The organism is Micromonospora sp. NPDC005298 (assembly GCF_040607375.1).
Classification (GTDB): Bacteria; Actinomycetota; Actinomycetes; order Mycobacteriales; family Micromonosporaceae; genus Micromonospora.
The window spans coordinates 50,476-76,845 of the sequence record NZ_JBEXGP010000025.1 but is presented as its reverse complement, the minus strand read 5'-3'; the positions used below and the strand labels follow the sequence as shown (position 1 = coordinate 76,845).

Sequence of the window (26,370 nt, the reverse complement as noted above, 5' to 3'; positions counted from 1 at the left end):
ATCATGAGGTTGGCGGCACCGCGCCCGGCGTGTCGCGCCGCCAACCTCATGATCGACGGGGCTGGATGCGGTGGGGTTGGGGTGGGCGAGTGTCGTACCGGTTTGATGGGATGAGCTGATGCAGGCGTACCGGTTGGTGCGGCGGTCCGGAGTGGCCGCCGGCAGCGGCGCGTCTTCCGGGCCGGGTCCCGCCGGTTGGCGTGTCGATCCCGTGCAGGCCGAGGTGGTCGGGCACACCGACGGGCCGATGCTGGTGCTCGGCGGCCCGGGCACCGGCAAGACCAGCACCCTGGTCGAGGCCGTCGCCGCCCGGGTGCGCGAGGGCGTCGACCCCGAACGGGTCCTGGTGCTGACCTTCGGTCGCCGGGGCGCCACCGCGCTGCGCCACCGCATCGAGGCCCGCGTCGCGCAGGACGGCCACCGGGTCCTGCGCGAGCCGCTCGTGCGCACCTTCCCGGCGTACGCCTTCGGGCTGCTCCGCCGGGCCGCCGCCGAGCGGGGCGAACCGTCGCCGCGCCTGCTCACCGGCCCCGAGCAGGATCTGATCATCCGAGAGCTGCTGGACGTGGTGGGCGAGGAGCCCGAGGACGACCCGGTCGGCTGGCCGGACGACCTGCGCCCGGCCCTGCGGACCCGCGCCTTCGCCGGTCAGCTGCGCGACCTGCTCATGCGGGCCGCCGAACGCGGCGTCGGCCCGGTCGACCTGGCCCGGCTGGGCGAGAGGCTCGGCCGCGACGACTGGCCGGCCGCCGCCCGCTTCCTGCGGGAGTACGTGGCAGTGCTCGCGCTGCGTGACGTCAGCAACCGGGGCTCCATCGCGTACGACCCGGCCGAGCTGGTCCGGGCCGCCACCGGGCTGCTGCGCGACGACGAGGAGCTGCTGGCCGCCGAGCGCCGCCGCCTCGCCCACGTGTACGTCGACGAGCTGGCCGACACCGACCCCGCCCAACTGGAGCTGCTCTCGGTGATCGCCGGCGGGGGCACGTCGCTTGTCGCCTTCGCCGACCCGGACTCGTCCACGTACGCGTTCCGGGGCGCCGACCCGGCCGCGGTGAGCACGTTCAGCCACCGTTTCCGGACGGCGTCCGGGGCACCGGCGGCCCAGGTGCTGCTGAGCACGTCGTACCGGGCCGGTCCCGAACTGCTCGCCGCGATCGCCCGGCTCGGCCGCCGGCTGCGCGGCCCGGCGGCGCACCGCCGGCTGCACCCCCTGCCGGACGCGCCGCCAGGTGTGGTCGAGGTGCACACGTTCCGCTCGGCGACAAGCGAGGCCGCCTGGCTGGCCCACGCGCTGCGCTCCGCCCACCTGCTCGACGGTGTGCCCTGGTCACGGATGGCGGTGCTGGTGCGGTCCACCGCGTTGCAGCTGCCCACCCTGCAACGGGCGCTGCACGCTGCCGGCGTACCCACCGTGGTGCACGGCGAGGACCTGCCCCTGCACCTGCAACCGGCGGTGGCACCCCTGCTGCTCCTGCTGCGCTGCGCCCTGAAGCCGGAACACCTGGACGAGGAGGCGGCGGTCGCGTTGCTGCACTCGCCGCTCGGCGGTGCCGACCCGCTGGCCGAGCGGCGGCTGCGGCAGGGCCTGCGCGCGCTCGCGCTGGCCCGCGGTGATCGCCGTCCGTCCGGCGAGCTGATCGTCGAGGCGTTGCGTGACCCGGCGGAGCTGGCCGGCATCGACCGGCGGTGGGCCGAGCCGGCGCAGGCGGTGGCCGGTCTGCTGGCCACTGCCCGGGACGCAGCCGCCCAACCCGGCGCGACCGCCGAAACCGTGTTGTGGGAGGTCTGGGACACCAGCGGGCTCGCCGAACGCTGGGCCGGCGCGATCGGTCAGGGGCGGCCGGCGGCCGGCGAGGGCGACCTGGCCCGGCGCAGACGCGCGGAGGCGGCCGACCGGGACCTCGACGCGGTACTTGTGCTCTTCGACGCGGCGGCGCGCTTCACCGACCGGCTGCCCGGTGCCCGTACCGAGGTCTTCCTCGACCACGTGCTCGCCCAGGACCTGCCGGCCGACACCATCGCACCGACCGCCGACCGGGGTGCGGCCGTACGGCTGCTCACCGCGCACGCGGCGAAGGGCCTGGAATGGGACCTGGTCGCGGTGGCCGGTGTGCAGGAGGGCATCTGGCCGGACCTGCGGCTGCGCGGCAGCCTGCTCGGCTCGGAGCGGCTGGTCGACGTACTGACCGGCCGGTCCGTGGGCGGCGCGAACGCGGCGAACGTGGTGGGTCAGACCTCGGCGTTGCTGGACGAGGAGCGCCGCCTCTTCCACGTCGCCATCAGTCGCGCTCGGCACCGCCTGCTGGTCAGCGCGGTGGCGTCCGCGGCGGTCGGCGGCGACGACCACGAGGAGCAGCCGAGCCGTTTCCTGCACGAGCTGGCACCGCCCGCGCCACCCACCCCGCCGTCCACGCCACCGCCCGGCCCGCGTACCGGCCCGCCGACCGGTGACCCGCTCGACGGTCCGACGTCCGGCGGGGACGAGGGTGCGGACGGCGACGGGGAGGGGGACAGTCCCGGCGCACTGCCGGTGACCCGCCCACCCCGGGCGCTCACCCTGCCGGCACTTGTCGCCGAACTGCGTACCGCCGTCACCGACCCGGCCGTGCCGGCGGCCCGGCGGCGCGCCGCGGCGACCGAACTGGCCCGCCTCGCCGCCGCCGGGGTGCCCGGCGCACACCCGGACGACTGGTGGGGGCTGCGCGCGCTCTCCGACGACCGGCCGCTGGTGGACGACGGCAAGGCGGTGCGGGTCACCCCGTCGGCGATGGAGAGCGCGTTGCGGTGCAGCCTGCGCTGGCTGCTGGAACGGCACGGCGGCAGCGGCCCCACCAGCACCGCGCAGGGGGTGGGCAACCTGGTGCACGCCGCCGCGATGCTCGCCGAGGACGCCAGCGCCGACCGGGGTGCCCTCCTGGACTACGTCGCCGCCCGGTTCGACGCGATCGAGCTGGCCGCCCGCTGGATGGCCGGCCCGGAACGGGAACGCGCCGAGGCGATGGTCGACAAGCTGCTGCGCTGGCTGGCCACCAACCCGCGCCGGCTGCTCGCCATCGAGCACGAGTTCGCGGTCCGGCTCGACGACCCACAACGGCCGGTCGACCTGACCGGTCGCGTCGACCGGCTGGAGGTCGACGAGGCCGGCCGGCTCGTGGTGATCGACCTCAAGACCGGCAAGTCCACCGCGGTCACCGGCAGCGAGTTGGCCGAGCACCCGCAGCTCGGCGCCTACCAGGCGGCCGTGGAGGCGGGAGCGTTCGCCGAGTTCGGCGACGAGTCCGGGGGCGCCGCGCTGGTGCAACTCGGCACCTCGGCGAAGGACGCCCGCGAACAGAACCAGCCGGCGGCGGGGGAGGGCCCGGCGGCCGGCTGGGCGACCGCGCTGGTCCGGCGTACCGCCGATACGATGGCCGCTGCCACCTTCGCCGCGGTGGCCAATTCGAAGTGCCGGGTCTGCCCGGTGCGCACCAGCTGCCCGGTCTCCGGGCAGGGGCGCCAGGTCGTCGAACCGCCGACCGTCCGACGCGCCACCGAGGGCGAGGAGTGAGCCGGTGTCAGGAGCCGAGGCGACACCGTGACCCAGCCCACCCTGTTCGGCGCCGGCCCGGCGCCGACACCTCGGCTCGCCGACTCCGGCCCCCGGTACACCCCCGTCGAGCTGGCGAAACTCCTGCGGCTGCCGGCGCCCACCCGGGAACAGGCCGCGATCATCGCCGCCCCGGTGGAGCCGCTGCTGGTGGTGGCCGGGGCCGGCTCCGGCAAGACCGAGACGATGGCCGCCCGGGTGGTCTGGCTGGTCGCCAACTCGTACGTGCGGCCGGAGCAGATCCTCGGCCTGACCTTCACCCGTAAGGCCGCCGGTGAGCTGGCGCACCGGGTCCGTACCCGCCTCGACCAGCTGATCCGCCGTCTCGGCCGGCAGGGCCGCGACCCGCTGGACGACCCGCTCGCCGGCGAGCCCACCGTCTCCACCTACCACTCGTACGCCGGGCGGATCGTCACCGAACACGGATTGCGGGCCGGCTACGAGCCGTCCACCCGGCTGCTCACCGAGGCGTCCCGCTGGCAGTTGGTGGACCTGCTGGTACGCAACTACGACGGTGACATGTCCGAGGTGGACCGGATGCCGAGCACCATCACCGACGCGGTGCTGGCGCTCGCGGGGGAGCTGGACGAGCACCTGGTCGCCCCGGACGAGCTGGCCGCCTGGACGGGCCGTTTCTTCGCCGAGGTGCAGTCCCGCCCGGGGCGGGTGTACGCCGACGTGCGCAAGGCGCTCGCCCTGCAACAGACCCGGCTGCGTCTGCTGCCGCTGGTCCGGGCGTACGCCCGGCGCAAGCTCGACTTCGAGGCGATGGACTTCGCCGACCAGCTGGCCCGGGCGGCGCGGGTGGCCCGGGACCACCCGGCGGTCGGCGAGATCGAACGGGACCGTTTCCGCGCGGTGCTGCTCGACGAGTACCAGGACACCAGCCACGCCCAGGTGGTGCTGCTCAACGCGCTGTTCGGTGGCGGGCACCCGGTGACGGCGGTGGGTGACCCGTGCCAGTCCATCTACGGCTGGCGGGGGGCCAGCGCGGGCACACTGGACCGGTTCCCCACCGAGTTCGCGCGACCCGACGGTCAACCCGCGCGTGCGCTCGGGCTCACCACGAGCTGGCGTAACCGCCCGGAGATCCTCCGGGTGGCGAACGCGCTGTCCACCCCGCTGCGCGCGGCCGGTGCCCGGGTGCCGGAGCTGCGCTCGGCGCTGACCGTCCTGGACCCGATCCCGCACCGCAGCCCCGCGGGGGCGGCCGGCGGCACGGTGCACTGCGCGTTGCTGCACACGTACGCCGACGAGGCGGCCTGGATCGCGGACAGCGTGCTCGCGGCCTGGCGCGGCGCGGCCCGGATGCCCGGCGCGGCCCCCGAGCACATTCCGGTGGCGCAGCGCCCGACGACTGCCGTGCTGGTCCGGGTCCGCAGCCAGATCCCGGCGATCGAGTCGGCGCTGCGCGAGCGCGGCCTACCGGTCGAGGTCGTCGGACTGGGTGGCCTGCTGGACACTCCCGAGGTCCGCGACGTGGTGTGCACGCTGCGGGTGCTGGCCGACCCGACCGACGGCGCCGCGCTGCTGCGCCTGCTCACCGGCGCCCGCTGGCGGATCGGGCCACGGGACCTGGTGGCGCTGCACCGGCGGGCCCGGGCCATCGCCAACGCCCGACGGCAGATGGCCGCCGACGAGACCCCGGAGATCACCCCCGACCTGCTGGACGAGGCGACCCTGGTGGAGGCGCTGGCCGACCTGGGGCCGGCGCAGGCGTACTCGGCGGAGGGGTTCGCGCGGCTACGCGCGTACGGCATGGAACTGGCGCTGCTGCGCTACCGGCTGGACCAGGCGCTGCCGGACCTGATCGCGGACATCGAACGGACCATCGGCCTGGACGTGGAGGTCGCGGTGCGTGCCGGTCGGGACGGCGCCGGCGACGCCGGACTGGCCCGTGGCCACCTGGACGCCCTCGGTGACGTGGCGGCCCGCTTCAGCGGGGAGACCCCGGGAGCGACCCTGTCCGGCTTCCTGTCCTATCTGGCCGCCGCCGAGGACGAGGAGCGCGGCCTGGCCCCCGGCGAGGTCGAGGTGGTGGAGGGCGCCGTCCAGGTGGTCACCGCGCACGCCGCGAAGGGCCTGGAGTGGGACGTGGTGGCGGTCGCCGGGCTGTGCCGTGGCTCGTGGCCGGGGCCGGTGCGCAACTCCGATCACTGGCTGGGTGGGCTGGGCGTGCTGCCGTTCCCGCTGCGCGGCGACGCCGACGGTCTACCGGAGCTGATGCTCGACGAGGCGGGGGACCAGCGGGCCGTGGCCCGCGCGGTGACCGACTTCACCGACGCGTGGCGGGCGCACGACGAGCGGGAGGAACGCCGGCTGACGTACGTGGCGGTCACCCGGCCGCGCCGGCTGCTGCTCTGCTCCGGCTACTGGTGGGGGGAGGGCACGAAACGGCCGCGCGGCCCGTCGGTCTTCCTGCGCGAGGTGTACGACGCCTGCCTGGACGGCGGGCCGGGGCACCTGGTCGACGCGTGGGCGCCGGAGCCGACCCCGGATGCGACGAACCCGACGGCCGAGGTGGTGCTCCGCGCCGAGTGGCCGGCTGACCCGTTGGGCGGTCGCCGACCGGCGCTGGCCGAGGCGGCCGGGTTGGTCCGCCGTCTGATGACCGACGGCCCGGCTGCGCTGGCCGTCGGGCCGGTGGGGCCGGTGGTCGCCGGGCCCACGGAGGCGACGGCCGAGCCGGAACCCGATCCGGAGGTGGCGCGCTGGCGGCGCGAAGCTGATCTGCTGCTCGCCGAGCGGGCCGAGCTGACCCGGCTCTCCGGCGCGGTCGAGGTGGCCCTGCCGGGGCAGTTGAGCGTCACCCAGCTCGTCGCGTTGCGCAACGATCCGGCGGCGCTGGCGCGTACGCTGCGCCGTCCGGTGCCCGCCGAACCCAACCCGTACGCCCGTCGGGGCACCGCCTTCCACGCGTGGCTGGAGCAGCGCTTCGGCGCCGACCGGCTGCTCGACCTGGACGAGCTGCCCGGCGCTGCGGACGCGGACGCCGCACCGGACGAGGCGCTCGTCGAGCTTCAGGAGCGCTTCCTGGCCAGCGAGTGGGCCGACCGGGCGCCGGTGGAGGTGGAGGTGCCGTTCGCCACGGTGATCGCCGGGGTGGTGGTGCGGGGCCGGATGGACGCCGTCTTCGCCCGGCCGGGTGGTCGGTTCGACGTGGTCGACTGGAAGACGGGTCGGCAGCCCACCGGGCCGGCGGCCCAGGTAGCGGCGGTGCAGTTGGCCGTGTACCGACTGGCCTGGGCGGAGCTGGCCGGGGTGCCGGTCGACCGGGTGGGCGCGGCGTTCCACTACGTCCGGCACGGCACGACCGTTCGCCCCGCCGACCTGCTGGATGTGACAGGGCTCACCGCCATGATCAGCCAGTTGCCCGAAGATTCTGCCCAAGCTTGACCGCTGAGGGGAAATCCGTGCTAGCTTGAACGGGTTGCAGTTTTGGTTACCAGAGACTCTGTGTGCGCCTGGCGGGAATTGTGGCCCCAGGCGCTCTTTGTTGTGTCCGGAGTTCTCCGGGCGGGGCGACCAGCAGCGACAGGCGATTCGCGCATTTCCGCGCGGAGCGCTCCTCTTCGGACACGCAACAAGTGCGAGTCCGACGTTCCGTCAAGGAGACGAAACACATGGCTATTGGCACCGTGAAGTGGTTCAACGCTGACAAGGGCTTCGGCTTCATCACCCCCGACGGCGGCGGCGCTGACGTCTTCGCCCACTTCTCGGCGATCCAGTCCTCCGGCTACCGGAGCCTGGACGAGAACCAGCGGGTCGAGTTCGAGGTGACCCAGGGCCAGAAGGGCCCGCAGGCGGAGAACATCCGCCCGCTCTGATCTTCGGATCGGTCAGCATTACCTGTCGCGCCCTCCGGGTGTGACGGTGACGGGACCGGCCCGCCCCGCCGCCGCCTGCCTCCGCAGGCGTCGGCCCGGTGGCGGGCCGGCCCGTACTCCAATCGGTTCGTGCTTGTGAGTCCTGGCTGCCTTGCGCAGCCGGTTGACAGCGCCGACTTCGGCGCCCTCCCTCGACACGTTCCGCGTCGAGGAAGGCTTCTGCGTGACCACAGTTATTCCGTCTTTCGCCCATACCGGTCTGGCGCCGGCGCTGCTGAGCGCCCTGACCGCGCAGGGCATCACCGAGCCGTTCCCGATCCAGACGGCGACTCTTCCGGACTCGCTCGCGGGCCGGGACGTGCTCGGCCGGGGTCGTACCGGCTCCGGTAAGACGCTCGCCTTCGGGCTTCCCCTGCTCTCGCGCACCGCCGGCCGCAAGGCCCGCCCGGGTCGCCCGCTGGCCCTGGTGCTGGTGCCGACCCGTGAGCTGGCCCAGCAGGTCACCACCGCGCTGGCCCCGTACGCCCGCGCCGTCGGGCTGCGCTGCGCCACAGTCGTCGGCGGGCTGTCGTTGCAGCGCCAGGCGGACGCGCTCCGCGCCGGCGCCGAGGTCGTCGTGGCGACCCCCGGCCGGCTGCACGACCTGATCAACCGTGGCGACGCCCGGCTCGACCAGGTTGAGATCACTGTGCTGGACGAGGCCGACCAGATGGCCGACATGGGCTTCCTGCCGCAGGTGACCAAGCTGCTGGAGCAGGTCGCGCCGCAGGGGCAGCGGATGCTCTTCTCCGCCACCCTGGACGGTGGCGTGGACCGGCTGGTCCGCCGCTTCCTGAGCAACCCGGTGACCCACTCGGTCGACCCGGGCACCGCAACGGTCACCGCGATGACCCACCACGTCCTGCACGTCGACGCCATCGACAAGCCCGACGCGTTGACCCGGATCGCCGCCCGCGAGGGCCGCACCATCCTGTTCATGGGCACCAAGCACCGCGCCGACCGGCTCGCGCGCCAGTTGCTCTCCAAGGGTGTACGCGCGGCCGCGCTGCACGGCGGCAAGTCCCAGCCGCAGCGCACCCGCATCCTGGAGCAGTTCCGCAACGGCCAGGTGACCGCCCTGGTCGCCACCGACGTCGCCGCCCGGGGCATCCACGTGGACGGCCTCGACATGGTGGTCAACGTGGACCCGCCGACCGAGGCGAAGGACTACCTGCACCGGGGCGGCCGTACCGCCCGGGCCGGCGAGTCCGGCAGCGTGGTCACCCTGGTCCTGCCCGAGCAGCGCCGGGACGTGTCCCGGCTGATGGCCGTCGCCGGCATCCGACCGGAGTCGGTCCAGGTGCGCCTCGGCGACGGAGCGTTGGCCCGGGTGACCGGTGCCCGCGAGCCGTCCGGCGTGCCGGTGACCATCGTCGCGCCGTCGGTGGCGGCCGGTCGGGTACGCGCCTCCGGTGGCTCGGCCGCCGACGGTGCCGCCCGGCCCGCACACCGCGCGTCGGGCCGGTCCCGCCGTCCGCGCCGCCCCAGTACCGTCTGATCTTCCGCACCCCGACCGACCCGTTCCGCCTCGGCGGGGCGGGTCGGTTTCGTGTGCGGGGTCTGTGATCGGTGCGCGCTTCTCCGGTGGTGCGGTCGGTAGCCCTCGTGGTTGACCGGCCGTCGGGTGTGGGCAGTCGGCGACCGGTGCCTCTGAGTCGGTAATCAGCCTCGGCGCGGTCGGCTGGCCGACTGCGTCCACACGCCGGGTGGTCGAAGCTGGCCAACGGGGGCAGCCGGGCGGGGGACCCGGCACGGGAGGGGTGACCATGGCGGGCGAAGCCGGCTCGGGGGCGCTGCGCGAACTGATCCTGGTGGTCGCCGTCGCGCTCGCCGGGTTGCTGCTCGCCATGGTCGCGGCCTTCACACCCTGGCATGCCACCCCGGCGGGCAACGCTCCCGCCGGCCTGGTGGAGCTGCGCAGCCCCGGCGACCCGGGCTCCGGCCCGGCCGTCGCACACCGGGGCTGAGCAGCGACCGGCCGACCGGTGCCGGCGGAGGGGCAGGCCCGGTCAGGATCGGTACGAGGTGTGGTCGGGCCGGCGGGGCACCGGCCCGACCACACCGCCTCCACCTCTACCGCTTGCGCCTCGGCGTTCCGCGCGTCTGTCCGTTCCGCGCGTCTGTCCGTGCCGCGCGTGGCTGCCCGTGCAAGATCGTGCTCGATCCGGGAAACAGGCCCTTCGCAGCGCGGACCAGACCACTACATCCATGATCGAGCGCGATCATGCGGGAAGTGGCGCCGTTTCTCCGACGATCAGATCAGGATCTGCTCAGGAGGTGCTGCGGGCGTGACCGCTCGGGTCGCGGGTGAGCAGGTCGGCCAGGCTCGTGCTGTCGACCACTGTGGCTATTGCCCCGTGCACCGCCAGCCAGACGTCGGTGAGCCCGGCGGCCACCCCGTGGTAGCCGGCCCGCTCCGCCGGTAGGCCGCGCACGGTGGTCAGCGAGCCGCCCACCGCGCGCAGCACGTCCCCGACCGTGATGTCCGCCGCTGGTCGGGTCAACGCGTACCCGCCCTCGGCGCCACGGTGGCTGTGCAGCAGTCCGGCGCGGCGCAGGTCGAGCAGGATGCCCTGGAGGAAGCTGAGCGGGATCCCCTGCACCTCGGCGAGGCTGGCCGCCTTCACCAACTCGCCGGCGCCGCCCTCGCCGTCGCCGGCACTGGCGGCGGCGACGGCGAGCATGGCCCGGAGCGCGTAGTCGCTGCGCGCGGAGACGTACACGTCACTGACCAGCCTGGTCCAGTACGCCCCAGCGCCGCCGGATCGCCTTGTCGGCCGCCCCGAACGCGGCGTCGACGACCAGCCCGAGCACCAGGATGACGATCATCGTGGAGAGCAGCCAGGGGGCGTCGGAGAGTTCGCGGGAGTAGGTGAGCTGCGCGCCCAGCGAGGTCTGCGAGATGCCGACCACGATCAGCTCGCCGGCCATCAGGCTGCGCCACGAGAACGCCCAACCCTGCTTGAGTCCGGCGATGATCGCCGGGAGGGCGGCCGGTGCGATGACGTACCGGTAGAGGTTGAGCCCTCGGGCACCCACGTTGCGTCCGGCTCGCACCAGCAGCGGGGGCACGTAGTCCACACCCGAGATCACCCCGTTGGCGATGGATGGCGCCGCGCCGAGCACCACCACGAAGAAGATCGCCTTCTCGCTCAGCTCGAACAGCAGGATGGCCAGCGGGAACCAGGCGATCGACGGCATGGTCTGCAACGCGGTGATCATCGAGCCGATGGCGGCCCGGAGCACCGTGGACCGGGCGACCGCGAGGCCGAGCAGCAGCCCGACGGCGACCGAGAAGACGTACCCGACGGCGGCCCGGCGCAGCGTGGTGAGCAGGCCCTCCCAGAGTTGCGGACCCTGGGCCTGGGCCACCAGCTCGCGGCCGACGACCAGCGGACCCGGCAGCGAGTACGGGGGTTTCCAGCCTGACCAGACGACCAGCTGCCAGACCAGGATGGCGATGGCCAGCGCGGCGAGTTTCGGCCAGGTCGCCGCCCAGAACCGGGCGCCCCGGGAGACCTCCTTGTCCCGGCCGGCGATTTCCAGGGCGTCGAGGCCGGAGATCTGCGCGTCGGTACGCGCCGAGCTGGTGAGGGTGTCACTGGCCATGGCGGCCCACCTCCGTACGGAGCCGTTCGGTGACCTCGGCGGCGATGGCGGCGACCTCGGGGGAGTCGATCCGTCGCGGGCGGGGGATGTTCACCTCGGTGGAGTAGATGATCCGTCCGGGGCGGCTGGAGAGCAGGATGATCCGGTCGGCCAGCCGGGCCGCCTCGCGGACGTTGTGCGTCACGAACAGCACCGATAGGTTCCGTTCGGACCAGATCCGTTCCAGCTCGTCGTGGAGGATGTCCCGGGTCATCGCGTCGAGTGCGCCGAACGGTTCGTCCATCAGCAGCACCGGGGTGTCCAGGGCGAGGGTGCGGGCGAGCGCGACGCGTTGCCGCATGCCACCGGAGAGTTCGTGCGGGCGTTTGCGGCCGAAGTCGCCGAGGTGCACGGTCCGCAGCAGTTCGGCGACCCGTTCGCGTCGTTCGGCCCGGGGCATCCCGCGCAGCTTGAGGGGCACCTCCACGTTGCCGTCGACGGTCAGCCAGGGGAACAGCGCCGGCTCCTGGAACATCAGCCCGGGGTTGGCGTCGCCGGCCAGGGCGATCTGTCCGCCGCTGGGCCGATCCAGCCCGGCGACCAGGTTGAGCAGTGTGCTCTTGCCGCAGCCGGACGCGCCGACCAGGCAGACGAACTCGCCAGGCGCGACGTCCAGGGACACCCCGTCCAGGGCCAGTACGGCGTTCGCCCCGCGTCCGTACACCTTGGTCACGCCGGAGAGCGCGACCGCGGTGGTCGCGCTCGGCGGCGTCGTCGTGGTCGACGTCATGGCTGGGTGACCTCGGGCTTGCCGGCGGCCTTGAGGGCGGTGTTGAGGTACTTGAGGTCGTACAGGCCCTTGAGGTCGACCGGTTCGGTGAGTCCCACCTCGACGGCGTGGTCGAGGCCGGCCTTGAGCGAGGTGGCGATGGGGTCGTTGGTGAACTCCAGGGTCGGCCACGCCTGCTTGATCAGCTTCAGGTCGAGCGGCTTGCCGGTGATCTTGCCGATGGCGTCGGAGATCGCCTGCTGGGCCTCGTCGGGCTTGCTGTTGACGAACTCGTTCGCGGCGACCTGGCCGTCGACAAGCTTCTGCACGACGTCCGGGTGCGCCTTGAGGAACTTCGTGCTGACCAGCAGGTTGGTGATGACGAACTTCTTGTCCGGCCACAGGTCGCGTTCGTCGACGAGCACCTTGCCGCCGGCGTTGACGAGGCGGGACACGAAGGGCTCGGGCACCCAGGCGCCGTCGATCGCACCGCTGTTGAACGTCTCCACGGTCTGGGAGTTCTCCTGCGGGACGATCTTGACGTCGCCGCCGCCCTCCTTGGTGGTGGTGAGCCCCTGCTGCTTGAGCCAGTAGCGGATCGCCACGTCCTGGGTGTTGCCCAGCTGTGGGGTGGCGATCTTCTTGCCCTTCAGGTCCTGGGGGCCGGTGATGCCCGGCTTGACCACCAGGGCCACGCCGCCGGACGCCGCGCCGGAGACGACCCGGACGGCCTCGCCCTTGGACTTGGAGAACGCGTTGACGGTCGGGTTCGGACCGATGTACGTGGCGTCGAGCGCGCCGGAGAAGACGGCCTCGATGGCGGCCGGGCCGGCGTTGAAGGTCTTCGGGTCGAGCTTGACGTCGGTGCCGAGCTTCTCGGCGAAGATGCCCTTCTCGACGCCGACGACCGCCGGGGCGTGGGTGATGTTGGGGAAGTATCCGAGGCGCAGCGTCACCGGGCCGGAGCTGCCGCCCGCGTCCTCGCTGTCGTCGCCGCACGCGGCGGTGCTGCCCAGGGTCGCCGCGCCGATGGCGGCGAGGGTGGCCAGGGTGACCAACCGGCGCAAGGGAAGCCGTCTCATCGTCCATCCAATCCGCAGTATTCCTACTTAGTTGGTAGGAAGAGTGGGCCAGCCCCCGGCCAGCGTCAAGGGTCATCCACATGCCGGGATGGCCCGTCTCAGATATGTCGGTATTTCCCACTGATTTGCTGGGGTAGGCGGCGGGTCGGATCGACGTCCGTGCGCCGGCGACCAAACCGGCGACTGCTGCTCCGCGGAGGACGCCGGTGGCGCGGGTGCCGACGCGCTAGGGTCAGTCCCGTGGCGGCGCGGAGATCCAGAATTCCAGCGACGAAGTACCCGGTCGAGCGGTTCACCCTCGACAACGGCCTGCGGGTGGTGCTCACCCCCGATCGCAGTGCCCCGGTCATCGGGGTGGCGGTCGTCTACGACGTCGGCATCCGTTCCGAGCCGGAGGGGCGCACCGGCTTCGCCCACCTCTTCGAACACCTGATGTTCCAGGGCTCGGAGAACCTGGAGAAGCTTGCCCACTTCCGGCACGTGCAGGGCGCCGGCGGCACCTTCAACGGCTCCACCCACCTGGACTACACCGACTACTTCGAGACGCTGCCGAGCAACGCGCTGGAACGCGCGCTGTTCCTGGAGGCCGACCGGATGCGCGGCCCCCGACTGACCGAGGAGACCCTGCGCAACCAGGTCGACGTGGTCAAGGAGGAGATCCGGGTCAACGTGCTCAACCGCCCGTACGGCGGGTTTCCGTGGCTGACGCTGCCGCCGGTCATGTTCGACACGTTCCCCAACGCGCACGACGGGTACGGCTCCTTCGACGACCTGGAGTCGGCGACGGTCGCCGACGCCGCCGACTTCTTCCGCCGCTACTACGCCAGCGGCAACGCGGTCCTCGCCGTCAGCGGTGACATCGACGTGGCCGAGGCCACCGAACTGGTCACCCGGCACTTCGGCGACGTGCCGGCCCGCCCCGCGCCGAAGCGACCCGACTTCACCGAGCCCGACCTGACCACCGAGCGGCGCACCTCGTACACCGACAAGCTGGCGCCGCTGCCGGCGGTCGCCGGGGCCTGGCGGGTGCCCGACCCGATCACCGACTTCGCCGGTTACCTGCCGTACGTGGTGCTCGCCGAGGTGCTCACCGACGGCGACGCGTCGCGGCTGGTCGAGCGGCTCGTCCAGCGCGACCGTTCGGTGACCAGCCTCGGCGGCTACCTCGGTTTCATGGGTGATCCGTTCGACGTGCGTGACCCCACCGCGCTGCTGCTCCAGGCGCACCTGCCGCCCGGCGGCGACGTGGACAAGGTGCTGCGCACCGTCGACGAGGAACTGGACCGGCTGGCCACCGACGGTCTGACCGACGGCGAGCTGGCCCGTACCCAGGCCCGGATGGCCACCCACCTGCTGCGCGACACCGACGCGGTGCTCGGCCGGGCGCTGCGGATGGCCGTACTGGAACAGCAACGCGGCGAGCCCGGCCTGCTCAACGACCTGCCGAAGCTGGTCGGCGAGGTGACCGAGGAGCAGGTCCAGATCGCCGCCGCCGCCCTGCGACCGGAGCGCCGCGCCGTGGTCGAGGTCATCCCCGGAGGTGCCCGATGAGCGCGACGACCACCGCCCCCACCGCGCCGCGGACGCTTCCTCCGCTCGGCCCCAACCGCAAGCTCAAGGTGCCGAAGCAGGCCGAACGCACGCTGCGCAACGGCCTCACCGTGATCGCGGTACGCCGACCCGCCGTGCCCCTGATCGAGCTGCGCCTCTGGATCCCGTTCGGTCGGGCGAACCTGGCTCGCGGGGCGATGCTCTCGCAGACCATGCTGTCCGGCACCGAGTCGATGACCAGCGTGCAGATCGCCGCCGAGTTGCAGAAGGTGGGCGGCGGGCTCGCCGCGGGCGTCGACCCGGACCGGCTGATGCTCTCCGGGGCCGGCCTCGTCACCGGCCTGGACCGGATGCTGGAGCTGCTGGCCGAGGTGCTGACCGGCGCCAGCTACCCCACCGACGAGGTGACCACCGAACGGGACCGGCTGGTCGACCGGATCCAGGTGGCGCAGAGCCAGCCGGCGCACCTCGCCCGCGAGGCGCTGCTGAAGCGGATCTACGGCCGGCACCCGTACGCGACACAGACCCCGGAGCCCGGCCAGATCCGCGCCGTCCGGCCGGCCGCGCTGCGGACCCTGCACGCCGAGCGGGTGCACCCGACGGGCGCGCAGTTGGTGCTTGTCGGCGACGTGCAGCCGGAGAAGGCTCTGGACGCGGCCGAGCGGGCGCTCGGTGGGTGGACCGGCGCCGGTCGCACCGCCGACCTGCCGGCGACACCGCCGCTGGAGCCGGGGCCGCTGCTGCTTGTCGACAGGCCCGGCTCGGTGCAGTCCTCGCTGCGGATCGCGCTGCCGGCGGTGTCACGCACCGACCCCGACCACGCCCCGCTGCAACTGGCCAACCTGATCTTCGGCGGGTACTTCTCCTCCCGCTGGGTGGAGAACATCCGCGAGGACAAGGGCTACACGTACGGGCCGCACTCGGTGATCGAGCATTCGGTGGCCGGGTCGGTGCTGGTCGCCGGCGCCGACGTGGCCACCGAGGTCACCGGCCCGGCGTTGCTGGAGACGACGTACGAGCTGGGCCGCCTGGCGTCGCTGCCGCCGAAGCCCGAGGAGTTGGAGCAGGCACGCCAGTACGCCCTGGGCACCCTCCAGCTCGGCATGTCCACGCAGGCCGGTCTCGCCGCGCTGACCAGCGCGTACGCGGGCAACGGGCTGCGCCTGGACTTCCTCGCCGAGTACGCGGCGAGGTTGGCCAAGGCGAGCATCGACGACGTCGCGGAGGCGGCTGCCCGCTACCTGGCGCCGTCCCGCGCCGCGCTCGTGGTGCTGGGTGACGCCGAGCGGGTCGCCCCGGGCCTGGCCGCGCTGACCCCGATCCGTACCGAGCCGGTGCGGTGAGCGGGGAGGCGGCGCCACCGTTGGCCCGGTCGACACTGGACCGGGCGGCGCACCGGCGGGGCGACTCGCAGTGGCTGACCGAGGCGTGGTTGCGTGCCCGGGTGCTGCTGCTCGACTCGACCGACGAGGGGCGGACGCTGGCCCGTACCGACGCGTCGCCTCCGACGCTCGTGCTGTTCGGCGCGGCGGACGTGCCGGTGGGGTCCGAGGCGATGGCGATGTTCCTCGGCGTCGAGCCGGACGGCGTGCCGGTCTTCGCGGTCGACGCGCCGCTGCCGGCGCTGCCGGGCACCCGCGCGGTCAACCTGCGTGAGGTGGGGCATCTGCTCGCCGACCGGGAGGCCGGGATCTTCACCACCGCGTTGGCGCTCGTCAACTGGCACACCCGGCACGGCTACTCGGCGAGCACCGGTGCGCCGACGGCGATGGACGAGGCGGGTTGGTCCCGGGTGGACCGCAACGGCGGTCGGATCTGGCCGCGCACCGACCCGGCGATGATCGTGCTGGTGCACGACGGGGTCGACGGGCCAGACGGTCGTTGCCTGCTCGGCAACAACGCCGGCTGGCCGGGCACCCCTGGCGGCCGGCGATACTCCTGCCTGGCCGGCTACGTGGAGCCGGGGGAGTCGGCGGAGGCGGCCGTGCTGCGCGAGGTCCGCGAGGAGGTGGGCATCGGGGTCGAGCGGATCGGGTACGCGGGCAGCCAGGCCTGGCCGTTCCCCGGCTCGCTGATGTTGGGCTTCCTGGCCACCGCGGACCCGGAGGATCCGGTCCGGGTCGACCCGTCGGAGATCGCGTACGCCCGGTGGTTCTCCCGCCGGGAGATCGGGGCGGCGTTGGCGGGACGGACCGTGGACGTCGGCGACGGGGCTCGGCTGATCCTGCCGCCACCGTCGTCGATCGCGTTGTTCCTCATCCACCGCTGGCTCGACGGCTGGGTGGACGGCGACAGGTGAGCACGGTCCCGGCCCGTGGCCGCCGTTGCCGCGGCGGTCACGGGCCGGGAACACGGGCCGTCATGGTCGAAAGGCAAGGAACACGGCGGGGGAGCCGCTCCGACCACGACGGACGTCTGGTGGTCAGGGGCCGGTGCGGCCCGGTCTGCGTAGGAAGGCGGGGCGGGGCTCGCTGAGCGGCAGGACCTTGACGCGTTGCCGGCCGGCGCGTACGGCGCCGACGGTGGCGAGCGCGCGGGCCAGAAGCAGTGCCGCGTCCCGGTCCTCGGCGTGCACGATCTGCCGGCGCGGTTCAGGCTGGGTCGTCTCGTCGCGAAGGCGGTTGCCGTCCGCCCAGGCGGCGGCGATGTCACCGTCGGCGACGGCGCGGATGTCGGTGCGAACGATCAGGAACCGCATGAGGGTCTCCGGATGAACCGCGACGGATGAGCCAATGTGGAAGTTCCACGTACTCGAGGGTCATGTTACGCCGCGTGTTCGTCTCAGCAACTGAAACGCGCCTATTGGTTGCGAGCCTCGTCCGATCAACCGATGCCTGCTCAGCGAGGCTGGCGGCGCGTACGACAGCGGGGCCGCCGGCGATTCGCCGACGGCCCCGTGGTGGTCACCGGATCAGTTCAGATCGAACTGGCCCTTCTTCGCTCCGGTGATGAAGCCGAGCCAACCTGCCCGGTTGAACAGCAGCACCGGGCCGCCGCGGTCCTTGCTGTCGCGCAGCGCGACCGCCGACGGGCCGGTGCCCAGCGGGGCGACCTCGACGCAGTTGGAGGTCTGGCTGCGTGTGCTGGTACGCCACGGGGCGTCCGCCAACGAGTGGGCGGAGACGGACGGCGTGTTGCGGATGTCGTTCATGGTCTGCTCCTGGTGTGAACCGATCCGATGGGACGAGTGGTGCCGCACGCCCCGACGGCGGTCCCCCGTGGATCACCGGTCCGTCAGTCGCCCCGCAGCCCGGCGGCGTTGGGCCGGCGCCGTTGCCGGACCGAACGCCACTGTGGATGGGGACGCCGCCTCGGTCAGCCGTCCCGTCGCCTCGATCAGCCAGGAGAGGGTGTCCGATTCGTTAAGTGCCGCCGTGCATAGCCACTCGAACACCACTTTATAGCGATTTAGAGTGATTGCCTCGGACGACATGACGTCGGTGAAGCCCCCTTCGATGGCCAGCGTCTCCGGATCGAGCGGATCGGCGAACCGATAGAGGGAGAACGCGGTCGGCGGAAGGTACCAATCGCCGATCTGGGTGTCCCGCAGCAGCACGTGCAGCGTCACGTTGGGCAGCAGGGCCAGGTCGCAGAGCTGGAGCAACTGCTCGTGCAGCACGTCGGGCGGCCCGGCCCGGCGGCCGAGGGCCGCCTCCTCCAGCACGGCCGTGTAGCGCGGCGCGTCGGGTTCCCGGGTCAGCAGCGACTGGCGGGCCAGCCGCGCCTGCACCTCGGTCTCGGGTTCGTCGCCGGGCTCCGGCTCGCCGGCCCCCGCACCGACCCGCCGGGCCGAGACGATCCGCACCTGGGCGTACCCGGGGGTCTGCAACAGCCCGGGCACCAGCACCGGGTTGTACTCGGAGATCTCCGCGCAGCCCGCCTCCAGCTCCGCCCAGCTGCGCTGTTGCAGGGTCATCACCGGGAAGTTCTTCAACCAACCCCGCATGTCGCCGGCCTCGCCGGTGATCCCGAGCAGCTCCTCGCGCAGCGCCGCGTCGGCGCCGTACAGGTCGAGCAGGACCCCCACGTCCTGCGGGTCCGGGCGGCTGCGACCGTTCTCCAGTCGGGACAGCTTGGACGCGGAGGCCCAACCGATGCGCTCGATGACCTGGTCACCGGTGAAGCCCGCGGCCTCGCGCAGGCGGCGCAACTCGATGCCCAACCGGCGACGACGCAGGATCGGGCTGGGTGCGGCAGGAGGCACGGTGTCCTCTTTCCCGTCGACCGACGCAGACGCGACGGTAACTGTATGAAATTCGCCCCCCACGGTCAGTATGGACGGCGCGACCGGCGTCGGAGGTTCCGGCGGGGGCGTGTCTTGCGAAAAATGGACCACGGGTACGCCGCAGCACGACGGACCCCCGGTCGCAGCCCCGTCGACCCCGCCCACCCGGGCGCGCCATCCCGCCGGAGGGACCCATGCGCACCGTCCTGCGCCGACCCGACTTCCGTCTGCTCTTCGGGGGCCTGCTGGCAAGCATGACCGCCGAGTCGATCCTGCTGCTCGCGCTTGCCATCTGGGTCAAGGACCTCACCGGCTCCGACGGGCTCGCCGGCGCCACGATCTTCGCCGTCATCGCGCCGATGACGCTGGCGCCGCTCGTCGGATGGTTCGTCGACCGCTACCCGCGTCGACAGTTCTTCGTGGCCGCGAACCTCGTCACCGCGGTGCTGCTCACCCCACTGCTCACCGTCCGGGACGCCGGCGACGTGTGGCTCGTCTACCTGGTGGCCGCCCTGTACGGACTGTCGTACATCACGCTCAGCGCGGCGCTCAGCGGGCTGATCCGGCAACTGGTGCCGGTGGAGCTGCTGGCCGAGGCGAACGGGGCGCTCCAGACCGTACGTCAGGGGCTGCGGCTGATCGGTCCGCTGGCCGGTGCGGCGCTCTACGCGGCGATCGGCGGCTGGGCGCTGGCCGGGATCGGCATGATCGGGTTCCTGACCGCTGCCGCGGTGGTGAGCGCGCTGCCCACCCCGCAGCCCCCGCCGCCGACGGTGCGGCTGCGCTGGCCGGCCGAGCTGGGCGCCGGGCTGCGGCACCTGGCCGGCGAGCCGGCCCTGCGCCGGGCCCTGTTCGGGTACGGCCTCGGGTCGTTGGTGATGGGTTTCAGCGAGTCGCTCATCTTCGCCTACGTCGACCAGGGACTGGACCGCGACGCGGCGTTCGTGGGCGTGCTGGTCACCGTGCAGGGTGTGGGTGGCCTGCTGGGCGGGCTCTGCTCACCGGCGGTGGTCCGCCGGATCGGTGAGGTCGGCACGCTCGCCACCGGCGTCGCGCTCTTCGGCCCGGCCGCGCTCGCGCTCGCGTACCCCGATCTCCGTCTCGGGTTCGCGGCGGTGCTGCTGGCCGGCGTGTCGCTCCCGCTGACCATGGTGGGTCTGCACACGCTGATCCAGCGACGTACCCCTCCCGCGCTGGTCGGTCGGGTCGCCGCCGCCACCGAGGCGGTGATCAGCGGACCGCAGGCGTTCTCCATCGGCGCGGGTGCCCTGCTCGTCGGCGTGCTGGACTACCGGATGCTGTTCGCGCTGGTCGGGGTCGCCACCCTCGCCGCCGGCGGCTACCTGTGGCGGGGCCGGCACCTGAGCGCCCCGACCGGCGCCCGCCCACCCACACCGCCGACCCGTCCGACCCTGCCCGCGCCCCGACGCCCCGTCGAGGACGCCGACACGCCGGTGGGCACCGGCCTTCGCCGGCCACCCCAACCCTGACCGTTGCCGGACACGACGAGCGGCCGCCCCGGATGGGACGGCCGCTCGTCGAGAACGAACCCGCGTCAGGCGGTGAGGGTCTCCAGGTGCTGCTTGACCTGGGTGATCGAGGGATTGGTCAGGGCGCTGCCGTCGGCGAAGCGCAGCGTCGGCACCGTCTGGTTGCCGCCGTTGACGCTCATCACGAAATCCGCGGCCTTCGGGTCCTGCTCGATGTCGACCACCTCGTACCCGATGCCCTCCCGGTCGAGCTGCGACTTCAACCGGTGGCAGTAGCCGCACCAGGGGGTGGAATACATCGTCAGCATGGTCGGATCCTCCAACTCCTCTGACCGCCGGCTTGCGGATCAAGCCGAGGCTGTTCGCTGCAACGTCCGGAGGAGCTGAGATGATTCCTGGTTGTGGTGGTTCACTCAGCGTCGGAACAGGTGCTCGCCGGGCTGGACCCGGAGCAGCGCGCCGCGGTGACCGCACCCGCCGGCCCGGTCTGCATCCTGGCCGGCGCCGGCACCGGCAAGACCCGCGCGATCACCTCCCGGATCGCCCACCGGGCGCTCTCCGGCGAGATCTCCCCCCGGCACGTGCTCGCGGTCACCTTCACCGCCCGGGCCGCCGCCGAGATGCGACACCGGATCTCACTGCTCGGGGTCCGGGGCGTGCAGGCACGGACGTTCCACGCCGCCGCGCTGCGCCAGGTCCGGTACTTCGCTCCCCGGCTGCTGGCCGGCCGGGCCATGCCCGAGCTGCTGGACAGCAAGGTACGGCTGGTCACCCTCGCCGCCGCGCGGGTCGGTCTGCGTACCGACCGGGCCGCAGCCCGGGACCTCGCCGGTGAGATCGAGTGGGCCAAGTCGTCGCTCGTCGAACCGGGGGAGTACGTCGTGGCGGCGGCCCGCGCACTGCGGGACACGCCACACGAGCCGACGAAGGTGGCCGACGTCTTCGCCGCGTACGAGCAGCTCAAGCGCTCCAACGGCGTGATCGACTTCGAGGACATGCTGCGGGCCGCGGTGTGGGGTATCGAGGAACATTCGGACGTCGGCGAGCAGATCCGCACCCAGTACCGGCACTTCGTGGTCGACGAGTACCAGGACGTGAACCCTCTCCAGCAGCGGTTGCTGGAAGCCTGGTTGGCCGGCCGCAACGACCTGACCGTGGTCGGCGACGCCAGCCAGACGATCTACTCGTTCACCGGGGCGACCTCGGCGTACCTGGTCGACTTCCCCCGCCGGCACCGCAACGCCACAGTGGTCCGGCTGGTCCGCGACTACCGCTCCACGCCGCAGGTGGTCGGCCTGGCCAACGCGGTGATCTCGCAGGCCCGGGGCACCGAGGCGCGGTTGCGGCTGGAGCTGAGCGGGCAGCGGCCACCCGGACCGGACCCCGATCTGCGGATCTTCACCGACGAGCCGGCCGAGGCGAACGCCGTGGCCGCGCGCTGCCGGTCCCTGATCGACGCGGGCACGCCGGCCAAGGAGATCGCCGTGCTGTTCCGGGTCAACGCGCAGTCCGAGGCGTACGAGAAGGCGCTCACCGAGGCTGAGGTGCCGTACGTGGTGCAGGGCGCGGAGCGCTTCTTCGAGCGGGTCGAGGTGCGCCAGGCGATGGTGGCGCTGCGTTCGGCCACCCGCTCCATCCCGGGGGAGACGCCGCTGCCGACCGCCGTCGTCGAGGCGCTCACCGCCGTCGGGTGGTCCCCGGACGCGCCCCCGGCCGGCGGCGCGGCCCGCGAACGCTGGGAGGCGCTGGCCGCGCTGGTCCAGCTCGCCGAGGAGTACGCGGCAACCCCCGAGGTGGTGCCGATCGGCGAGGCCGCCTCGGTGGAACGCCCGGTCACCCTCACCGACTTCACCGAGGAGCTGGCCAACCGTGCCGCCCAGCAGCACGTGCCGACCGTGGACGGGGTGACGCTGGCGTCGCTGCACTCGGCCAAGGGTCTGGAGTGGGACGCGGTCTTCCTGGTCGGTCTCGCCGAGGGCACCCTCCCCACCACGTACGCCAAGACCGTCGAGCAGGTCGAGGAGGAACGCCGGCTGCTCTATGTCGGCATCACCCGGGCGCGGCAGTGGCTCTGGTTGTCGTACGCCGCCGCGCGCTCGCCGGGCGGGCGGGCCCGGCGTCCGTCGCGGTTCCTGCCCCAGTTGGACCGTTCCGGCGGCACCGAGCGGGCGGCCGGCGGCGCCGGTCCCGCCCGCCGCCCCGAGCGGCGGCGCACGCAGATCGTGTCCTGCCGGATCTGCGGCGCCACCCTGCTCGCCGGCCCGGACCGCAAGCTGGGCCGCTGCCCCACCTGCCCGTCCGACATCGACGACGAGCTGCACGAACGGCTGCGCGAGTGGCGGCAGCGGGTGGCCGGGGCGCAGAAGGTCCCGGCGTACGTGGTCTTCACCGATGCGACGCTCACCGCGCTGGCCGAGCGGCGTCCCGGCCGGCCGGAAGAGTTGATCGCCATCGCCGGCATCGGCCCGCGCAAGTTGGGGCTGTACGGGGAGTCGGTGCTGGCGCTCGTGGGAGGCGCCGGGGTGGACGATGTCTGCCCGGAGAAAACTTTCGAAATCCAGTCGTAAATTCGTTTGCCCTCGCCCCCAGGCGAGGAATAGCCTCAGAACACACCACGCGAGCGGCGCCATTCCGGCTGCTCACGGGGGTTGGTCCAGTCGATTCGAGGAACGTGAGGGAGGTGGCCACCGTGGAGATCTTCACCTATGAGCGTCTGACGGCGATGCCGTCTGTCCACGCTCCGCTGTCGGCTGTCCGGGTGGCCCTCGCGGCCGCACGACCGTCGGTTCCGCAGGTGCACCAGGTTCAGGCCGAGCTGACCCTGGCCGTCGCGCCCACCGGATTCAACGGGACCAGTGGCATCACGGGCATGGACATCAATGGCGTCAAGCGGCGCACGGATGTCCGCGGCGTTCCACCTCGAGGTAAACCGGTCTGATCATCAGACACCGGCTCACCTCGAGGCCGCGGAACCCGCTTACCGGGATCCGCGGCCTCAGTTTTTTGCCCCGCCGAAGTACGTCGGAATGCGATCCACGAGATCGAAGTGAGAGAGAGGTGACCGGGAGATGAGTCTGGCGTTGGCCCCCCTCGATGTGAGCGTCGAGCTGGAGGCGAACCTGCCCTGCCGGAAGTTCGACCCCGACCTGTGGTTCTCCGACTCGCCTGCCGAGCTCGAGCTGGCCAAGTCGCTCTGCGGGGACTGCCCGCTGCGCGTCGAGTGCCTGGCCGGGGCGGTGGAGCGGGCGGAGCCGTGGGGCGTCTGGGGCGGCGAGATCTTCGAGCGTGGCGCGGTCGTCCCGCGCAAGCGGCCCCGTGGCCGCCCGCGCAAGGAGGACGTCGCCCGTGACGCCGCGCTCCGGGTCGAGGCCGAGGCGCGCCTGGCGGCCAGTGGGCTGTCCGAGGTGCGTGGCGCGGTCCGGCTGGCAGCCTGACATGTTCCCGTTCCGTACCAACGACGCCGGTGGCACACCGGCAGTTAGTGAGAAGACGATGTTGAACGTCCCGACTGGAGCCTTCGAGATGCAACTACTCCACGAAGCGTTGTCCCGGGCTCGAATGCGCCGGCCTCAGGCCGGTCGTACCACCACGAGCACTGAGGCAACCCGATCCGCCCGTACCGTCGCCTTGAACGGCCGTAACCAGTCGGCACGCGACCTGGGCGTTCTCTAGTACCACTCCGCGAAGAAGGGCGGGTGCCGACCGGCACCCGCCCTTCGTGACGTTCAGGCCACCGGGGCGAAGCCGGGCAGCCAGCGTTCCAGGATGCCCCGGTACGGGGCCTTCGCCTCCAACTGGCAGAGCACACCGATCGACCCGAGGGTCACCCGGTGGATGAGCAGGTACGACGGTGGCAGGTTGAGCTGCCGGCTCAGCTGGTACGTGGGGGAGCGGGGGCTGGCCAGTCGTGCCGCCTCGCCGCGCAGCCACGCCCTGGTGAAGCGGAACCCGTCGGTGGCGATCGGCTCCAGCATCGGGCGGATGAACTCCAGCACCCCCTCGGCGTCGATGTCGTCGGTGGCGCCGATGAAGCCCTCGGACCGCAGGCCCTGCACCACGCCGGCGGCGTCGTTGCGCAGCGCCAGCGCCGCGATGCGGCCGATCGGCTCGGGTGTGCCCTCCGGCATCCGGGCCACCGCGCCGAAGTCGATCACCCCGAGCCGGCCGTCCGGCAGCAGCCGGAAGTTGCCCGGGTGCGGGTCGGCGTGCAGCAGCCCGGCCCGCTGCGGGGCGGAGAGGTGCAGGGTGGCCATCAGCCGGCCCGCCTCGTCCCGCTGCTCCTCGGTGCCCTCCCGGATGATGTCGGCCATCGGCGTGCCCGTGACCCACTCGGTGACCAGCACCCGGGGCGCCGCGTGCACCACCGCCGGGATGTAGATCTCCGGGTCGTCGGCGTACGCGGCGGCGAAGGCGCGCTGGGACTCGGCCTCCAGTTCGTAGTCCAGTTCCTCGGTGATCCGTTCGCGCAGCTCGACCAGGAGCGGTTTGACGTCCAGGCCGGGCTGGATGGCCCGGAACATCCCGCCCAGACGGGAGAGTTGCTTGAGGTCGGCGAGGAGCGCGTCGCCGGCCCCCGGATACTGGATCTTGACGGCCACGTCACGGCCGTTGGGCGCACCGGAGGCGTCGGAGCCCGGTTCCCGCCACCGAGCCCGGTGCACCTGGCCGATGCTGGCGGCGGCGGCCGGGGTGTCGTCGAACTCGACGAACCGGTCCCGCCAGTTGGGGCCGAGCTGCTCGGCCAGCACCTTGTGCACACTGGCGGCCGGCAGCGGCGGCGCCGCCTCCTGGAGCTTGGTCAACGCCTGGCGGTACGGCGCGGCGATCTCCTCCGGAAGGGCCGCCTCGAAGACCGACAGCGCCTGGCCGAACTTCATGGCACCGCCCTTGAGCTGGCCAAGGACGCTGAACAGCTGCTCGGCGGTGCGTTGCTGGATCTCCGCCGAGATCACGTCGGAGGCGAGCCCGGTGACACGCTTTCCCATGCCGAGGACGGTCCGGCCGGCGAAGCCGAGCGGCAGAGCGGCGAGCTTGGCGGTCCGGGACACGGCCCGGCGCGGGATGTCGGTCACCCGGTCATTGTTACCGACCGGAGGGGTCCGCTGCTGCCGTGCGGCCGGGCTGGTGCACACACTCGGCGCTCTGAGCACCCGCACGCCGGATGTGGTGGCCAGCCCCGACGGCGGAACCGGCCGGCGCCGGCGATCTCCATCGCGCCGCCGAGCGTCTCCGGGCTGCCGCCGTCGAGATGCGTCAGCGCCTCGGTGAGCGCGTACCCGGTCGCCGCGAGCAGTGTGCCGGTCGCACCGGCGGGGGCCGGCGCGGCGGTGGCGAGTTGGGCGGCGAGCCGGGGCCAGGCCGGGTCGCGGTCGGCCCGGTGCAACTCGACGCAGTGCAGGCAGGGGCCGACGGGCGGGCGGACCAGCGGCCCGACGACCGGTACGCCTTCGCGCAGGGTGACCAGCAGGTGCGGCTGGCGGCGCTGGGCGAGACCGGCGGCGAGCAGCGCGGGAGGACGATCGGTGCCCAGTTGGATCACCAGGTCGACACGGGCGGCGCGGCCGGGGTGGGTGCCGGTGCCCGGTGCGACCCGGTCGAGCGCGGCCCGTACCGCCGGGGCCAGCGGGCGGCCCAACTCGCTGGCCGGGATGCCGGTGCCGACCAGGTCGACGGGGCGTACCGGGCCGGTGAGGTGCGGAATCACCTGCCCGACGCCGGACTGGGCAAGCCCGACGGCCAGCGCCGCGCCGAGCGCGCCGGCACCGGTGAGCAGCACCCGCGCGGTTCGTCTGCGTCGCAGCACCTGCGCCGGGGTGCCGGGCAGTCGGGCCGCGGCCAGGGCCAGCGCACCCGCCTCGGCGGCGAGCCGGGCTCGGAGCGGGCCGGCCAGGTCGCGGGGCAGCAGGCTGTGCGCGGGCACGAGCAGGCCCGCGGCCCGCAGAGCGGCCAGCAGGGTACGGGCATCGTCGGCGGCGACCTGTGCGGTGGCCGCCTGTGCCAGCACCTGCCGCTCGCTACGGGTGCCGTCGAGCAGGTCGAGCAGACCGGCGGCCCGGGGGTTGGCCAGCTCCAGCAGCACGGCGGGCCGGGGACCGACGCCGAGTTGCAGGGTGTGCCTGTCGCGCCAGAGCCGGTGCAGGCCGGGCAGCAGGGTCGGGCGGGGCAGCGCGGTACGACTCATGATGACTGATCGTGACCGCGTCTCTGCTCTCG

The 26,370-nt window shown here is 73.0% G+C and carries 22 protein-coding genes; 12 read left to right on the top strand and 10 right to left on the bottom strand.

Features of this window, described 5'->3' with window-relative positions; translation table 11 throughout:
• The first annotated feature begins 118 nt into the window (after window positions 1–118).
• The 5 genes from ABZS77_RS25760 (at window position 119) to ABZS77_RS25740 (ending at window position 9,419) form a co-directional block, all read left to right on the top strand.
• Window positions 119–3,547, top strand: a complete 3,429-nt coding sequence (locus ABZS77_RS25760) for an ATP-dependent DNA helicase (RefSeq protein ID WP_354827733.1) — start codon at window positions 119–121, stop codon at window positions 3,545–3,547.
• Window positions 3,548–3,574: 27 nt separating this feature from the next.
• Window positions 3,575–6,982 carry a UvrD-helicase domain-containing protein gene (locus ABZS77_RS25755; protein WP_354827731.1) on the top strand — a complete coding sequence of 1,136 codons (3,408 nt, stop codon included), beginning with the start codon at window positions 3,575–3,577 and terminating at the stop codon, window positions 6,980–6,982.
• 227 nt (window positions 6,983–7,209) lie between these two features.
• Window positions 7,210–7,413 carry a cold-shock protein gene (locus tag ABZS77_RS25750; protein ID WP_007464836.1) on the top strand — a complete coding sequence of 68 codons (204 nt, stop codon included), beginning with the start codon at window positions 7,210–7,212 and terminating at the stop codon, window positions 7,411–7,413.
• Window positions 7,414–7,636: 223 nt separating this feature from the next.
• Window positions 7,637–8,950, top strand: a complete 1,314-nt coding sequence (locus tag ABZS77_RS25745) for a DEAD/DEAH box helicase (RefSeq protein ID WP_354827729.1) — start codon at window positions 7,637–7,639, stop codon at window positions 8,948–8,950.
• A gap of 268 nt (window positions 8,951–9,218) precedes the next feature.
• Complete coding sequence (locus tag ABZS77_RS25740; RefSeq protein ID WP_354827726.1) at window positions 9,219–9,419, top strand: hypothetical protein; 201 nt, start codon at window positions 9,219–9,221, stop codon at window positions 9,417–9,419.
• A gap of 303 nt (window positions 9,420–9,722) precedes the next feature.
• Here ABZS77_RS25740 and ABZS77_RS25735 read toward each other — a convergent pair whose 3' ends face one another.
• The 4 genes from ABZS77_RS25735 to ABZS77_RS25720 are packed head-to-tail and all read right to left on the bottom strand — an operon-like array spanning window position 9,723 to window position 12,891.
• A complete protein-coding gene (locus ABZS77_RS25735; protein ID WP_354827723.1) occupies window positions 9,723–10,175 on the bottom strand; it encodes an Rrf2 family transcriptional regulator in 453 nt (150 codons plus the stop codon).
• 1 nt (window position 10,176) lies between these two features.
• A complete protein-coding gene (locus ABZS77_RS25730; RefSeq protein ID WP_354827720.1) occupies window positions 10,177–11,061 on the bottom strand; it encodes an ABC transporter permease in 885 nt (294 codons plus the stop codon).
• Window positions 11,051–11,830: an ABC transporter ATP-binding protein gene (locus ABZS77_RS25725; protein ID WP_354827718.1), complete on the bottom strand. Its 780-nt coding sequence runs from the start codon at window positions 11,828–11,830 to the stop codon at window positions 11,051–11,053. Before ABZS77_RS25725 ends, ABZS77_RS25730 begins: the two co-directional genes overlap by 11 nt.
• Window positions 11,827–12,891: an ABC transporter substrate-binding protein gene (locus ABZS77_RS25720; protein ID WP_354827715.1), complete on the bottom strand. Its 1,065-nt coding sequence runs from the start codon at window positions 12,889–12,891 to the stop codon at window positions 11,827–11,829. Before ABZS77_RS25720 ends, ABZS77_RS25725 begins: the two co-directional genes overlap by 4 nt.
• 240 nt (window positions 12,892–13,131) lie before the next feature.
• On the opposite strand from ABZS77_RS25720, the gene ABZS77_RS25715 reads away from it, so the two are divergent.
• From ABZS77_RS25715 to nudC, 3 genes are read left to right on the top strand one after another with little or no spacing between them, the layout of a single operon-like run.
• Entirely contained in the window at window positions 13,132–14,442 is a 1,311-nt protein-coding gene (locus tag ABZS77_RS25715) for a pitrilysin family protein (RefSeq protein ID WP_354827712.1), read from the top strand.
• Entirely contained in the window at window positions 14,439–15,785 is a 1,347-nt protein-coding gene (locus ABZS77_RS25710; RefSeq protein WP_354827710.1) for a pitrilysin family protein, read from the top strand. The genes ABZS77_RS25715 and ABZS77_RS25710 overlap by 4 nt, the downstream gene beginning before the upstream one ends.
• The gene (gene nudC / locus ABZS77_RS25705) at window positions 15,782–16,741 is read left to right on the top strand and encodes an NAD(+) diphosphatase (RefSeq protein WP_354827707.1); all 960 of its coding nucleotides are present in this window, start codon (window positions 15,782–15,784) and stop codon (window positions 16,739–16,741) included. Before ABZS77_RS25710 ends, nudC begins: the two co-directional genes overlap by 4 nt.
• Before the next feature lie 123 nt (window positions 16,742–16,864).
• Here nudC and ABZS77_RS25700 read toward each other — a convergent pair whose 3' ends face one another.
• The 3 genes from ABZS77_RS25700 to ABZS77_RS25690 form a co-directional block, all read right to left on the bottom strand.
• Entirely contained in the window at window positions 16,865–17,140 is a 276-nt protein-coding gene (locus ABZS77_RS25700; RefSeq protein WP_354827704.1) for a hypothetical protein, read from the bottom strand.
• A gap of 213 nt (window positions 17,141–17,353) precedes the next feature.
• Window positions 17,354–17,593: a DUF397 domain-containing protein gene (locus ABZS77_RS25695; RefSeq protein ID WP_139585028.1), complete on the bottom strand. Its 240-nt coding sequence runs from the start codon at window positions 17,591–17,593 to the stop codon at window positions 17,354–17,356.
• Window positions 17,594–17,665: 72 nt separating this feature from the next.
• Window positions 17,666–18,646 (bottom strand): helix-turn-helix transcriptional regulator, encoded by a 981-nt coding sequence (locus tag ABZS77_RS25690; protein ID WP_354827701.1) that lies wholly within the window; start codon window positions 18,644–18,646, stop codon window positions 17,666–17,668.
• Window positions 18,647–18,861: 215 nt separating this feature from the next.
• Between ABZS77_RS25690 and ABZS77_RS25685 the strand changes: the two genes are divergently transcribed.
• On the top strand, window positions 18,862–20,157 hold the full coding sequence (locus tag ABZS77_RS25685) for an MFS transporter (protein WP_354827699.1): 1,296 nt from the start codon (window positions 18,862–18,864) through the stop codon (window positions 20,155–20,157).
• A gap of 65 nt (window positions 20,158–20,222) precedes the next feature.
• On the opposite strand, the gene ABZS77_RS25680 is transcribed toward ABZS77_RS25685, so the two are convergent.
• The gene (locus ABZS77_RS25680) at window positions 20,223–20,465 is read right to left on the bottom strand and encodes a mycoredoxin (RefSeq protein ID WP_354827696.1); all 243 of its coding nucleotides are present in this window, start codon (window positions 20,463–20,465) and stop codon (window positions 20,223–20,225) included.
• Between the two features lie 93 nt (window positions 20,466–20,558).
• On the opposite strand from ABZS77_RS25680, the gene ABZS77_RS25675 reads away from it, so the two are divergent.
• The 3 genes from ABZS77_RS25675 (at window position 20,559) to ABZS77_RS25665 (ending at window position 23,591) form a co-directional block, all read left to right on the top strand.
• Window positions 20,559–22,724, top strand: a complete 2,166-nt coding sequence (locus tag ABZS77_RS25675) for an ATP-dependent DNA helicase UvrD2 (RefSeq protein ID WP_354827693.1) — start codon at window positions 20,559–20,561, stop codon at window positions 22,722–22,724.
• Between the two features lie 122 nt (window positions 22,725–22,846).
• A complete protein-coding gene (locus ABZS77_RS25670; protein ID WP_354827689.1) occupies window positions 22,847–23,095 on the top strand; it encodes a hypothetical protein in 249 nt (82 codons plus the stop codon).
• Window positions 23,096–23,225: 130 nt separating this feature from the next.
• Window positions 23,226–23,591, top strand: coding sequence for a WhiB family transcriptional regulator (locus tag ABZS77_RS25665; protein WP_139582271.1), 366 nt, complete (start codon window positions 23,226–23,228; stop codon window positions 23,589–23,591).
• Between the two features lie 291 nt (window positions 23,592–23,882).
• On the opposite strand, the gene ABZS77_RS25660 is transcribed toward ABZS77_RS25665, so the two are convergent.
• A complete protein-coding gene (locus ABZS77_RS25660) occupies window positions 23,883–25,229 on the bottom strand; it encodes an AarF/ABC1/UbiB kinase family protein (protein ID WP_354827686.1) in 1,347 nt (448 codons plus the stop codon).
• Entirely contained in the window at window positions 25,226–26,338 is a 1,113-nt protein-coding gene (locus ABZS77_RS25655) for a hypothetical protein (RefSeq protein WP_354827683.1), read from the bottom strand. Before ABZS77_RS25655 ends, ABZS77_RS25660 begins: the two co-directional genes overlap by 4 nt.
• Between the last annotated feature and the right edge of the window lie 32 nt (window positions 26,339–26,370).